At 34.3% G+C, this 14,202-nt stretch carries 12 protein-coding genes; 3 read left to right on the top strand and 9 right to left on the bottom strand.

The annotated features are described in order from the left end of the window. The first annotated feature begins 224 nt into the window (after positions 1-224). Entirely contained in the window at positions 225-437 is a 213-nt protein-coding gene (locus tag BMW29_RS01875; RefSeq protein ID WP_092649725.1) for a DNA-directed RNA polymerase subunit epsilon, read from the top strand. A gap of 3 nt (positions 438-440) precedes the next feature. Continuing rightward, complete coding sequence (rnjA, locus tag BMW29_RS01880; RefSeq protein WP_092649727.1) at positions 441-2,111, top strand: ribonuclease J1; 1,671 nt, start codon at positions 441-443, stop codon at positions 2,109-2,111. Positions 2,112-2,194: 83 nt separating this feature from the next. Here rnjA and BMW29_RS01885 read toward each other — a convergent pair whose 3' ends face one another. Further along, a complete protein-coding gene (locus BMW29_RS01885; RefSeq protein ID WP_092649729.1) occupies positions 2,195-2,431 on the bottom strand; it encodes a hypothetical protein in 237 nt (78 codons plus the stop codon). A gap of 141 nt (positions 2,432-2,572) precedes the next feature. On the opposite strand from BMW29_RS01885, the gene BMW29_RS01890 reads away from it, so the two are divergent. Further along, a complete protein-coding gene (locus tag BMW29_RS01890; protein WP_092649731.1) occupies positions 2,573-3,118 on the top strand; it encodes a GNAT family N-acetyltransferase in 546 nt (181 codons plus the stop codon). A 569-nt stretch (positions 3,119-3,687) separates the two neighbouring features. Here the strand turns inward: BMW29_RS01890 and BMW29_RS01895 are convergent. The 8 genes from BMW29_RS01895 to BMW29_RS01930 form a co-directional block, all read right to left on the bottom strand. Further along, positions 3,688-4,446, bottom strand: coding sequence for a YibE/F family protein (locus BMW29_RS01895; protein WP_092649733.1), 759 nt, complete (start codon positions 4,444-4,446; stop codon positions 3,688-3,690). Continuing rightward, positions 4,443-5,552 (bottom strand): YibE/F family protein, encoded by a 1,110-nt coding sequence (locus tag BMW29_RS01900; protein ID WP_245706209.1) that lies wholly within the window; start codon positions 5,550-5,552, stop codon positions 4,443-4,445. Before BMW29_RS01900 ends, BMW29_RS01895 begins: the two co-directional genes overlap by 4 nt. Before the next feature lie 153 nt (positions 5,553-5,705). Beyond that, entirely contained in the window at positions 5,706-6,956 is a 1,251-nt protein-coding gene (locus tag BMW29_RS01905; RefSeq protein ID WP_092649738.1) for an aminoacyltransferase, read from the bottom strand. A gap of 314 nt (positions 6,957-7,270) precedes the next feature. Further along, entirely contained in the window at positions 7,271-7,684 is a 414-nt protein-coding gene (locus BMW29_RS01910; protein ID WP_177165643.1) for a VOC family protein, read from the bottom strand. A gap of 56 nt (positions 7,685-7,740) precedes the next feature. After that, positions 7,741-8,604: a DUF3298 and DUF4163 domain-containing protein gene (locus tag BMW29_RS01915; protein WP_092649743.1), complete on the bottom strand. Its 864-nt coding sequence runs from the start codon at positions 8,602-8,604 to the stop codon at positions 7,741-7,743. Positions 8,605-9,140: 536 nt separating this feature from the next. Further along, the gene (locus tag BMW29_RS01920; protein WP_092649746.1) at positions 9,141-11,528 is read right to left on the bottom strand and encodes a WG repeat-containing protein; all 2,388 of its coding nucleotides are present in this window, start codon (positions 11,526-11,528) and stop codon (positions 9,141-9,143) included. A gap of 169 nt (positions 11,529-11,697) precedes the next feature. Beyond that, positions 11,698-13,074, bottom strand: a complete 1,377-nt coding sequence (rlmD, locus tag BMW29_RS01925) for a 23S rRNA (uracil(1939)-C(5))-methyltransferase RlmD (protein WP_092649748.1) — start codon at positions 13,072-13,074, stop codon at positions 11,698-11,700. Positions 13,075-13,174: 100 nt separating this feature from the next. Continuing rightward, positions 13,175-14,197, bottom strand: a complete 1,023-nt coding sequence (locus BMW29_RS01930; RefSeq protein ID WP_092649750.1) for a diacylglycerol kinase — start codon at positions 14,195-14,197, stop codon at positions 13,175-13,177. Positions 14,198-14,202: the final 5 nt, after the last annotated feature.

Consider the following 14,202-nt stretch of genomic DNA (forward strand, 5'->3'; position numbering starts at 1 on the left):
AATCGTGTGAAGAAATGTTGGTCAAGCTTAGGTACAAGATTTTGTTTTCAACGCCTTTTAAGAACGAATCATTCTAAAAGTCGAGATAAAATAAGCATAAAAATTAAGATTTGAATGGTATCAATTTGAGGCCTGTCCTTAGGGAAAATCAGCTTCAACGTTGAAAAATTCAATCTATCCCCTGTCTCATTAAGAAACAGGACACTATTAAAGGAGAGATAAAGATGATTTATAAAGTACAATATCAAGAAACAAAAGTAAGAAATCCAAAACGTGAGGATACAAGAGCTTTATTTATTGAAGCTGAAAATGATGTAGAAGCACGTTCAATATTAGAAAAAAATACCCCTTACAATATTGAATATGTTCAAGTTATCGAAGGTAAACACCTTGCCTATGAACAACAAAACCCAGAATTTACTTTGGTGGAGTTTTAATTCATGAAACTTTCGATTAAAAATAATGAAGCGGCTGTCTTCGGTATTGGTGGTTTAGGGGAAATCGGAAAAAACACTTATGGTGTACAATTCCAAGATGAAATTATCATTGTGGATGCTGGTGTTAAATTTCCAGAAGATGAGTTATTAGGAATCGACTATGTGATTCCTGATTACAGCTATATTATTCAAAACATTCATAAAGTCAAAGGGTTAATTATCACCCATGGTCATGAAGATCATATTGGTGGAATTCCTTTCTTATTAAAACAAGCAAATATTCCAATTTATGCTGGACCTCTTGCACTAGCATTGATTCGCAATAAATTAGATGAGCATGGTTTATTACGTGATGCAGTCTTACATCAAATTGGTGAAGAGGATGTCATTAAGTTCAGAAAAACAAGTATTAGCTTTTTTAGAACAACCCATAGTATTCCAGATGCTTTAGGTGTAGTTGTTAAAACACCACCTGGTAATATTGTCTTAACTGGTGACTTTAAATTTGATTTTACACCTGTTGGCGAACCAGCTAATTTACACAAAATGGCACGAATTGGTGAGGAAGGCGTTCTTGCTCTCTTATCTGATAGTACCAATGCACAGGTTCCTAACTTTACAAAATCAGAGCGTTTGGTTGGCGAAACGATTACAAGTATTCTCCAAAAAGTTGAAGGTCGTATTATTTTTGCTACCTTTGCTTCTAACATGTTCCGTTTAGAACAAGTGGCAAATGCTGCAGTGAAAACAGGTAGAAAAATTGCAGTCTTTGGTCGTAGTATGGAAACAGCTATGGTGACTGGTCGTGAATTAGGCTATATCACAGCACCTAAGGAAACCTTTGTAGAACCGCAGGAAATCAATCAATTTCCTGCAAATGAAGTGATTATTTTATGTACTGGCTCACAAGGCGAACCAATGGCTGCCCTTTCACGGATTGCCAATGGTACACATCGACAAATTTCAATTCAGCCAGATGATACTGTGATTTTCTCAAGTTCACCGATTCCTGGAAACACAACGAGTGTCAATAAAGTGATTAACCTCCTTTCTGAAGCTGGTGCTGAAGTGATTCATGGGAAGGTCAACAATATCCATACTTCTGGTCATGGTGGCCAACAAGAACAAAAATTGATGTTACGTTTAATGAAGCCTAAATATTTTATTCCCGTTCATGGGGAGTTTCGTATGCAAAAAGTTCATGCTGGTTTAGCAGAACAAGTTGGTGTACCAAAAGAAAATTGCTTTATTTTAGGCAATGGTGATGTAGTCGCTTTAACTGCTGATTCTGCTAGATTTGCTGGTCATTTTAATGCTGGTGATGTTTATGTAGATGGTAAAGGAATTGGGGATATCGGCAATGTGGTCTTAAGAGATCGTCGTACCCTTTCTGAAGAAGGTTTAGTTGTTGTGGTTGTAACAGTTGATATGAAACGCAAAGAAATATTAGCTGGTCCAGACCTCCTTTCTCGTGGCTTTATCTATATGCGTGAATCAGGTGATTTAATCAAAGAAGGACAACATGTACTATTCCATCACTTGAAAAAAGCTTTAGCAGCGGATGAAGTTTCTGAACAAACATTAAAAACTGCGATTATTGATGCTTTACAGCCTTTCCTATATGAGAAAACAGAACGTAAACCAATGATTTTACCAATTATTATGCCCGTTTAAAACAAAATAGGTTAAGATAAACTCTAATGGAGTGTTATCTTAACCTATTTTTTATTGTGTTTCAGCTAAAGCTGATAGCTTATTTAAAGATTGGAATCATTTAATATTTCTCGACCTTTACTGGTCAAGCCTTTAATAATTTGAAAATCAGTTTGCGAATGACTTGGAACTGTAATCACATAACCCGCTTCAACTAATGCCACAATCAGAGGCTGCGCATCCTCCCCAGTACTTAGCTTAAGCCCCGTTGTACTTTCATGTAATAATCTACCATGTTTAATATCATTAAGTATTTCAATATGCCCGTTATCCATCATCATTTTCTTCACCTCTTTCATACCCTACCTACTTAGTATAACAGATATTAGAAAAAAAGTTTTGAGGAAGAGAGAATACCTCTAGTTTCCCACTTTTATTTATGATAGAATAAGAACAATTTATCATACGAGGAGTGATAGGAGATGAAATTACTAGAAACAGAAAGATTATTTTTACGACCTTGGCAAAAAACGGATGTCGCTGATTTATACGATTATGCAAAATTGCCTAATGTTGGCCCTCAAGCTGGTTGGGCACCACATCAAAATCTAGCGGAAAGCCAAAAGATATTGGAGATGTTTATTGCTGAAGATGATACTTGGGCTGTCGTGTTAAAAGAAGAGAACAAGGTCATTGGTGCAGTTGGCCTACATGATAGAAAACCAAAAGAAGAGCTAGCTCATTTACCACAAAGAGAAATTGGTTATGTGCTTCATCCCGATTATTGGGGCAATGGTTATATGCCAGAAGCTGTCAAAAAAGTGATTGATTTTAGTTTTAATGAATTAAAGCTAGCCTTATTATGGTGTGGACATTATGACTTCAATGAAAAGTCTAGACGGGTTGTTCAAAAAGTTGGCTTTCAATTTGAATTTGAAAAAGAAACCATATTGACTAGATTAGACCATTCTAAAGTGATAGAGCTTTTCTATAGCCTATCTGCTTCTGATAACGAGATTAACGAGTAGATACTCAAAGCTAAAAAGAAGCCCTATAATTTATCATTCAAAAAAATGAGGCTGAGACAAAAGGCGTTTAGGTTCGAGCAATTGGAGCAAAAGACGAACAATTGTCATGCCTCTTGTCATGCCTCTTAGGATTTTTAATCCTTAGAGACATGATACAGATCGAACTTGTTCGACTCTGATCCTTATTTTCTTTCCTTAGAGACATGATACAAATCGAACAGCGTTCGACTTTGTTCCTTATTCAATGTTTTGTGAACCAAGTAGGTATCAATCAGCATCTGTTCACTGCGTTTACAGTGGTTCTTGACAATTGCCGAAGAACCTGCCTTTTGGCCACCGTTTATGGAGGCAACTTATGTCTTTTTAGAAGCAATTAAGGGGACGAGATAAAACTTTTGAGTTTTGTCTCGTCCCCAAATTCTATGCTGCGCTTATTTAGTATGTATCTCATCTAGGTTGTCTGAAAGTAAATAAGCATTCTTAGGTGTAACTCAACTATACCATAAAATGATTCTAACAAAGAAAAATGTATCATATATTCACACAATTAGTTTCTTGTGTTAAAAATACTATTTAACAGTTTTCTTGATTAATAAACGTGTGGTCAACCAAGCCGTAATTGGAATAATCAAAATCGCACCTAAGCCCACACATAAAACAGAAATTACCTCTGAGCTAAAAACTTTTGTATTCACAAGCGTACCTAATGAATAATTTAAATCCTTTACCCAAATAATCAAAGCTAAATAACCACCAACAAAAGCAAAAAATAAGGTATTGGTTGTTGTCCCTAAAATATCCCCACCAATTGACATTCCTGAACAAAATAACGCTTTACGACTGATTGCTGGATGATGGAAGAAGACTTCATTCATAGATGAAGCAATGGCAATGGAAGTATCTGTTACTGCACCAATCATCCCCATAATCATCATTGACATCGCAATTTTTTCAAAATTCACACCAATTTGTAACGAAAACATCCCCAGCTCTTCCACCTCTTCTTCACCAAATCCTTGAGTCATTGAAAAATGAACCACAACAAAAATAACGGCTAATAAGATGCCAAGAGTTAAGAGTGTTGCATAAAAAGCTGCTTTCGTTTTCTGGGTAATCTCATTGATATAAAACAGATTGATTAAACTAATTAATATGCAAGCTACTAATGTAATGCTAATAGCTGCATCACGATAAGTTAGTAAAATAATGGTCACAAACGTAATAGCAAAATTTAAAAACAAAGCAATAAAAGAACGGATGCCTTTCCCTCGACCAATCCAATACATTAAACCAAATAGGATGATTGCAAGCACAACTAAAACATTCATTTTTTCTCACTTCCTTTTTGAATAAACAAAATAGAAATCCATAAGCCGAGTGGAATCGTTAATACAATGCCAATACTTCCAGCTAAAGCCCTAGCCAATTCCAAAGAAAGATTCATTGCAGTTGTATAGCCGATAGCTGCACCATTTCTTAAATAAAGAATCATCATTGGAATAGCGCCACTCACATAAGCAAAAAATAAAACATTCGCCATCGTTCCCATGACATCTTTTCCTATTTCCATACCGGATTTCAATAACGCTTTAGATTCAATCGCTGGATTTTTAGCATATAACTCATAGACTGCTGCTGACATGGTGATTGCAATATCCATTACCGCTCCTAAAGAACCTACTAAAATACTAGCTAAAAAGACTTCTCTAGGCGAACGCGTTAGAAACTGCATTTCTTCAAATCTCAGCCCTCTTTCTCCTGTTAGCTTCATCACAGCATAAGCAATCCCAACCGCTATAAAAGTACCTGCCAATGTGGTTAAAATAGCTGCATACGCTTTACCATTACAACCACTCACAAGTAAAAGCGAGGTCACAGTGAAGAAAACAACTGTTAAGCTCATCACTAAAAATAAATTAGCACCTTGAGAATCTGTATATTGACTTAGAGCCACAGATAAAATCACAACATTCAGCCCCAAGCTAATCGCAGATAAAAGACCTTTCTTTTTGCCAATAATGACTAAAACAAAAAGAAATAACCAGCCTAGACAAACGAGGGTAGTGTCTCTTTTAACACCTTTAATTGAGGCAACAGATGTGCCATTACTTTGCTGATTAACCGTTACAAAAAGTTTATTGCCTATCCGATAATTTTGATCATATGCTTTAGAAACAGCATATTCATTTTTTAATACCACGGTCTCTCCTTGCTGGTCGCCATTTGTGAGCCTTGCTGTGATTTTTTGAGAGATTATTTGATCTTTATTCTGATTTAAATCAATGACCTCTTGTGGTGTACTCTCTTCCACCGCAGTAACTTGAGCGATTGTTGCTTGATAATATCGATCATTATTGAACACCAGTAAGATTGACACGACACAAGGAATAATGAATAGAAACCAAAGCCAATTTTTCTGGATTATTTTTTTCAATTTAAACACCTCATGATCCGATTTCTAACGATTTTCTTTATCCTACATTTTAACATTTTTTTATCAAAATAGGCAGGTCATGATGATAGAATAAAAAATTCTTAATGATTTTCAGTTATGCTGAATCTCACTAAGAATTTTATTCATTGACTATTAGACAAGATGTTTTTTCTTATTATATAAGTTAAACAAAGTTGGGCGAATCGGTAAATAAAAATCTCCAACCAATTCTTCTGCAACAGCATTGAATCCACGCTTAAAGGTGAATACACCATAATCTGAAGCATCCTGATTAAAGTTACCACTTGTACCATAAAAATTATAACGCGCATATTGATGCTCAATCCCATAATTCATCATATACCATTGAATCGCATATGGTCCATTGAATTTATTATATTCTGCATAGGAACCACCAGCTAAATAAAGCACTTCATCACCATATTGAATAAAGAAGGCAGTTGATAATGTCAATTGATCTCCATAACTAGCTTGCAGTGTCTTAGCTTCTTCAATTCTTTCTTGATTTAATGCAACTAATTCCTCTGCAGCTTTTATGTTTTTTTCAATTTTTTCATTTGGTTTCTTCTCAAGTTGAGTCGTTAATTTAGCTATTTTTTGTGCTTCTTTTTCTTTTATTTCTTCTAAAGATTTCAAGTACATTGGTAAATCAAGGTAAGCCAATGGTACTTTTACTCGATCACTACCAAAGCCTTCATATAAAGAAGTATAATAGGCTAATTCGCGATTATAAAACCCTTTGCGTTCGCTAGTTTGATTGACAATATTGGCAAATAATTCCAGCTCTTCAAGCGGTAGCTCGCGAACTTTTACATACCCTTTATCTATTTTTTTAATCATTCTTTTACGTAGCTGATCCATTCCTTGCATTAAATCATCAGGCGTTTTCTCTTTTAAATCCAGTACCATCATCCAACGAACCTGAGATAAATCATTGAAGCCAGTTGTAAAACCACCATGGAGACAGCCTGCTTGTGTTAGGTTTGTTACAACCTGTTTGTTTTCAAAGCCATCCACCACAATGTCACCATTTTTATCATGCTCTTGGTATCGCACATAAGGATCAAATTTTAAATAAAGCGCCTTTTTAGCCTTTAAAAATTGCTTTAACTCTTTCATAAAAAAAGTAACAAGCTCCTGATTTTCATAATCCATTAAAATGCCTCGTTGTGCATAAAAATAACGGAAAATTTTCAACACACTGGTGCCAACTAAAAAGCTAGCAGCAATCACTTCATTATTTTCTTTTGCTCCAACAATATAGCATTCATAGCCAGCCTTCTTTTTCATTTCATACTGCGGTAAGCTTTGCAGAAAATTTGCTTGTGGGTGATTCTTTGCAAAAAGATCATACTCTTCTGGCGTTAATTCTAAAAATTCCATAGTTCCTCCATCTTATCCTTTAATTAAACGATTTTATTGGTTAGCAGATCATTTTTCCTACACATCATCAATAAACAATATTTAAAAAATGTGTCTTATTTTTATCTGTCCATTCATTTAAACCTTGTTAACTCATTCGTATACGACTATTTTCCAATTACTATGATAGCATAACCACTCAAGAAATCAACTAAGTTTCTAGTAGCCATTCATAAGATACATAAAAAAATACACTATTTCTAAGCATTCCGGTTTAAAATAAAAAAGACAGTCAATTTCAAATTAAACTGCTTTGAAATTGACTGTCTATTCACTTAATCAATAGGATGATAATTTAATTTCCACTGCACACCAAATCGATCTGTTAATTGTGCATAAGTTGCACCCCATGGAGCTTTTCCAAGCGGTATATGGATTGTGCTATTTTCTGTCATTCGTTGATAAGCTACTTGAATTGTCTCTTCATCTTGAAATTGAAAAGATAAATTCACTAATGTTCCAGTGGTTGTTTGTTCTCCTAATGTATCTTCAAAATAGAGCAAATCCTCTCCATTTAAAGCTAATCGACCATGAGAAACCTTTCCTATAACTGCTGGATCATTTTGATATTGTGGCATCTCGCTATAAACCTCAAACCATGATTGCTCCATATTAAACACATACCCATAATAATCCATTGCTTCTTTTGCTTCGCCATTAAAAATCAAATATGGAATTGTAATTGCCACTTTGTTGTCCCCCTTTATTTCTTCTATCATAACAAGTGAGCACCATAGATTCAATCTTAATATTGCAGAGTAGGGAGCTGTTCATAAGGAACCGTCACTTCTATAATCCCACTACTATAAGGTCCCAGGGCATAAGGATAATGGAAGAATGTAATTCCTTCAGGGGTTAAATAAAAATTTTGACTCTCTTTTGTTTCCCTGCGAACCCACTCCTTTGCATCAGGAAAAAATCTTGTTTGATCTTCTTCAATCAATTGATCAAAAGCTTGGTAACAGCTTGTAATGACCGTATCCACTTCATCACCAAATAAATCACTTAATCGCAGTTCAACGCCGTTTTTCCGGTCAAAGACATGACTATTCCAGATAGGCATGCCATGGGCTCCCCCTTTATAGATATAACCATTATAGACAATATTTGTTAATTGATAATCAGAATAGGTAACATCATATCCCCGAACAAAACTACTTTTTAACGCAATTTGTTCTAGTGAACCTTTTTCTGAGAAGTAGGCATCCTGATAGAACTTCTCCTCAGATGTAAGATCACTTGATACCATTTGGTTAATGAGTCGATTCAGTCTGATTGCTGCAGGAGATGAGTCATTAAACTGTGGAATTTTAAAATCAATGCGCTGTACCTTCTCGCCAAGTTGATTGGTATTTTCTCTTTTATATTCATAGTAGCTTAAAAATGCATAGTCCTGATCTTGTTCTAAAAGCAAAGGAGCGATATTGGTAATCGCTAAGCCTGTACGACGCCAAGTCTGTAACCAAACATCTTCTATTTCTTTTTGTGCGGTTTTAGAAGTCCCTTCTGAGGCCAGGACTTGATGCGTTTTTTCTAATGAACAACCGATTAATATTGTGAATAGTATCATTATCATTACTAGTCTATGTAATGACTCTTTATGCTTCATTTCATCCTTCTCCACTCTGTTGACTATTTTTTTATTTGCTTATAATAGACAAGCTATTTTCTGGCATTATTTTTGTAATATTATAAAGTATAAACTGATTATTCCACTTATAAAATCATTTTACCCTAAAAGAATAATGAATACAAATGACCTATCTAATTGATTATTTAGCGCTCAAATAACGAGTAGTCTTTTGGTAATAAAATAGCAAGAAAGAAGCTAATGGATTCCTGTTTAATAGTAGGTCATTTTTTAAAAACAACAATAAAGATCTCAATTTTTCAATCATAGGGGCTTCATTTACAACATTAAATACCTGATTATTTTAACGTTAACAACTTAACTTCCATTAATTAAAGTCAGCATAACTTTGTCACAAATTTATCGCTGTCCTATAACAAATCAAAAAAAAGTGATAGCTGTTACGCAATCACTTTTCCTATAAAGTTGAACTACTAAGCGTCAAAGAGGCTAGTTGGTAGCCAATGATTGATACTTTTTGCTCGTCAGTTCCTACTCATTTTTCATAGAGCTATTTATGCAAAAAAGCTTAAAGGATTGGCTTCAATTGCTTTTAAATCTAGATAGGGATTTTCTTTTATACTTTCTTGACTAATATAGTCCTTTATCTGTTGTTCATTCTCTAATCTATCCCAAACATAATCTTGATCAAAATAAAATTGTGGTGAGACTAGTTGATCCATTTTTTCGTCATATATCACACTTTCACTATAAATAGTTGCTTGCGTTTGATAACAATAGGGTTTTGCTCGCTCTAATACATCTAATACCCATTTTTCAAAGATTATTTGATATTTCTTAGGCAGGCCTGCTCTTATAATCGCATAAACTTCTGTTGTACTTTGACCAATAAATCTTGCACTACTACGACTGATGTGAAAACGATACATATTATAGAGTTGGAAATCAATTTTTGATAAATAGTCTAATTTACTCGCTTCTTTTGCATCTTGACAAATTGTTGCGATTTTTTCTGAAAAACCTCCATACCAATCAAAATTATCACTTACATAATCAAATCTAAAACTGCCTACATAAAGAGATTGAATTCTTTGCTGAAAAGAATGGGTATTTAGATACGTTTCAGTCACATCTTTAATCCGATAAAATGCCCATTTAGTCATAGATGCAATCAGTCCTAATAGAAATCTATTTTCATAGTGTGACATCCTGTCCAGCATTTCTTTTTGATAGGTTTCTACATAATAGGTGTTTGTTGTATAGTTGTACATACTTGGAATTTTTCCAATCTTATTTTTCAATGAGAGCATACCACTTTCTTCAATAATTGATGGTATGGATTCTTCTATTGGATGAAGCGTTTGTTTTTTTGATAAAAGCGGATTGATGATTTCCGTAAGCTGTCCATCAATCGCTAGGTAGCCTAAATCCGTTTTAAAACTAAGTTTGTCTCTTTTTATCTCTAGCGCGTGAATATTTGAATAAGTACTTTCATGTAAGAATGTTCGATAGTCATTTGCGGAAATAGGGACATATCGTTCAGATAATACTGCATAAGTCCAAAATATACCTACCTCATTTTTACTGCCAATATAATCAAATATATTTTCTGAGATAGCTCCCTGTTTTGATAGAAGTGTGCATTTTGAATCTTTTCTACCAACACAATATCCTGGTGCTAAAAAACCAATATTATCATAGATAAAATCAGTAGCTTCTGTTCCATCCTCCGTTATAATACCCCAATACTTGCCTTTTCTTGCAAAGCCAATCCCACCCAATAAGGTAGATGAAATCTGATCATATACTGGGTTAACAATTGTCTTACCAACCTTATCTATCAATCCTTTCTTCTTATTAAAGGATACTTCTAAGCCCTCACCAAGAAATGGAAAAGCTTCATCTACCGTATGAAGAGGGGCTTTATTACCATTTTTATCATAGTAAAAAAATGTTTCCCCATCATCTTGGGTTATTAGCTGATAACGATTATTTTTGATATCTACCCAACCATCCTCATTTCCAAGTAGATAAATAAAACCACCATGATGATGATTGGACAATGCATCATATATGATTGGTAAAATTTCATGCCCTTGTGTATCAAAAGCACCCCATTTATTATTTTTCTTCACAATTCCATATCCTTCATGAAAATCATGAATGGCGTCATATGCTAAAGGAATAATGAGATTTCCTTTTGTATCAATTACACCATATTTATCATCTTGATACACAACCGCTAAGCCATCCTTTGAAAAGCTTTCTCCTCCATCATAGTATGCTTTGGTGATGATTTTACCTTCTGCATCTATATAGCCTAGATGTCTATTATCTTCCTCATCATATACATTAACCTGCAGATAGCCATTTGAATAGCGTGAACCAAAATTTACTGTAACCTCATTATTTATCATCTCAAATTTTTTATTAAATAATTGACTGAGATACTGGCCATCCTGTTTGATTAGCTTACAAAAATAGCCATCATTTAACTCATTAATAGTCTCTTTCATTTGCTTACCAGTATAGTAGTAATAATCCTGTGTATAACGATCAATAGATGCCTCATAAAAAAACTTACCAGTTGTTTCAATTTCTGAATATTTAGGCTTAACGATGACTTGACCACTAGTGGATATTCTACCAAATCCTTTTTCACTTTGAATATAATAGCCATCCTCTAATACATAGTCAATGTAATGACTCACAATAATATGTAAATATTTTGCTTCTGCAATGATATGACCTTGTGCATCAATAATGCCATAACGTGCATTCTTTTTTATGATAAATTGATGATATATTTTCACGTATAAGATATCTTCATAGATGCATGATACAATTTCTTTCCCCGCCTCATCTTTTATTCCCTGTAAGCCAGTTGAAGAATCATAAACAATCCTTAATGCTTCATTTACTTTTTTACTTTTCTCACTCATCTTGTATGAGGCCTCCTTTATGAATAGTTTCTACATTTTTATCATACAGTATAAGCCTACACCTTGTCTATATAAAGAATATATTTCTTACAGTTATTGTCATTTTCACGCACAAAAATAAGCATTCCATGATAGAATACTTATTTTTGTGCTATTTAAGTTTTCATATTTAACGTTTTTCCAACAATGTCACAGACTCCACATGATGTGTTTGTGGGAACATGTCGACTGGTTGAATTTCTTTCACATCATACCCGCCTTCAGCTAATAAAGCTAAATCTCTTGCTAAGGTTGCTGGGTTACAGCTGACATAAACCACTTTTTTAGGCGCAATGTCAATAATCGCTTCCACTAATTCTTTTTCTAAGCCTTTTCTTGGTGGATCTACTACTAAAACATCAGCTTTAATCCCATTTTCAGCTAATTGTGGCAACCATTCTTCAGCAGTTCCTAATTCAAATGTCACATTATCGATATTGTTTAATGTAGCATTTGCTTTTGCATTTTTCACAGCATCCTCAATGATTTCAACTGCATACACATGTTTGGCATGCTTCGCCATGGTTAATGAAATCGTACCAATACCAGCATAAAGGTCAATCACTGTTTCATTACCAGTTAAAGCTGCATAGTCTAATACTTTTTGATATAAGACTTCTGTTTGTTGTGGATTCACTTGGTAGAATGATTTTGATGAAATTTCAAATTGGTTATCAAAAATTGTATCAACAATTTTATCTTCGCCATGAAGCACAATATTCTCTTCACCTAAAATCACATTGGTGTGTTTTGGATTCACATTTTGCACAATACTTTTAACTTCTGGTAAAGCTTCTAAAATATCAGGAATAATCTTGCTCGTTGGAAATAATTTAGCTGTACGTGTGACTAAGACAATCATGATTTCCCCAGTATGATAGCCACGACGAACCATGATATGGCGCAAATTACCAGTATGTTGTTGCTCATTATAGGGTTTTACACTATAAGTGCGCATAATATTTCTAACGGTTAAAATCGCTTCATCAATTTTAGGATCTTGAATATAAAAGTTTTCCATTGGAATCACATCATGACTATTTTTACGGAAAAATCCTGTCACTAATTTTTCATTTTGTTTTCTAACAGGAACTTGGGCTTTATTGCGATAGCCCCAAGGATTTTTCATCCCTAAAGTTTGTTTTACAGGAACTTCTGGCATTTTGGCAATACGCTGCATGACATTTTTTACTTGATCTTGTTTAAAACTTAATTGTTTACTATAAGATAGATGTTGAAGCGGGCTAATCCCAACTTTTCCAAGATGTTCATCTTTGATTTCTACGCGATCTTTGCTTGAAGTTAAAAATTTCATCGCTTTACCATAACCAAAGCTCTTACCTGTTTTATGAATCTTTACTTCAATTTTTTCCCCTGGTAAAGCATTATCAATAAAGATTGGGTAGCCTTTTATTTTAGCTACACCCATTCCTTCATGTGTTAAATCTTCAATTGTAACAATATGTTTCTCATTTTTAGAAACAGGTACTGTGTGCTGTGTTTTCATTTTTTTCTCTCCCACTTCTTGTTTCCAAGATTGACTTCATAAAAATTTGCTGCTCTTTCAAGAAAAAACTTCTTTTAGAACAGCAAAATTCTATTGTTTATTATTTTTTGGATGAATAGACTTTGCCATCTCCATCAATATCTTCATCTGTTAATTCTTCTACTTCACGAATGAAGGCATTTTCAACCTCTAGCAATTCACCCGTTACTGCACTATCTGGAATCGAATCTACATCTGCATACATTTCAATATGTTGCTTCAAATTCCTGAATTCCATTGGTGCATCACCACCGTATTCGCCATCTAAGTTAATCATCATTTGTTTATCATCTAAGGGCTCTGCTTTTAGATATTTTGTTTTGGTATAAATTAATTTTGGATGGGTAATATGTCGCCCACCATTAAGCATTAATGCAACCATATGCAGCATTTCTGTTAAGCTAGCTTTTTTAACAATAATTAAAGAGAATTCTCCATCATCTAAATGCGCATCAGGTGCGATCTGCTCAAAGCCACCAATTGAATTGGTTAACCCAACTAAGAACATATTCGCTTCCCCTTCATAAACATCATCATCATAAGTTAAACGCATATTCATTGGTTTAATTCCTGGCAGCTTCTCTGCACCTTTCACAAGATAGGCAAGATAACCAAAAATGGTTTTTAGTTGTGATGGCACTTCATAAGTGAGCTCTGTTAAAGAACCACCACCTGCGATATTAATGAAATAGGTATCATTTGCTTGACCGACATCCATTTTAATCATTTGTTTTTTTAGCACAACTTTAGCAGCTGCAACCACATCATTTCGCGGAATATGAAGTGCTCGTGCATAGTCATTCGTTGTACCAGCAGGAATCACAGCCATTTTAGGGCGTTTTTCTAAGTCTGCAATCCCATTAACCACTTCATTAATGGTCCCATCTCCACCTGCTGCGACAATTAAATCAAAGTCTGCTAAAGCAACTCTTCTTGCTTCATTTTTAGCTGAATCAGGTTCTGGAGTCGTCGCATAGGCACTGGTTTCATAACCAGCTTCTTCAAATACTTGTAAAATATCTACAAGATTTTTTTTGATAATTTCTCTTCCAGAGGTAGGGTTATATATTATTCTAGCTTTCAACTTAA

Source organism: Isobaculum melis (assembly GCF_900111355.1).
Classification (GTDB): Bacteria; Bacillota; Bacilli; order Lactobacillales; family Carnobacteriaceae; genus Isobaculum; species Isobaculum melis.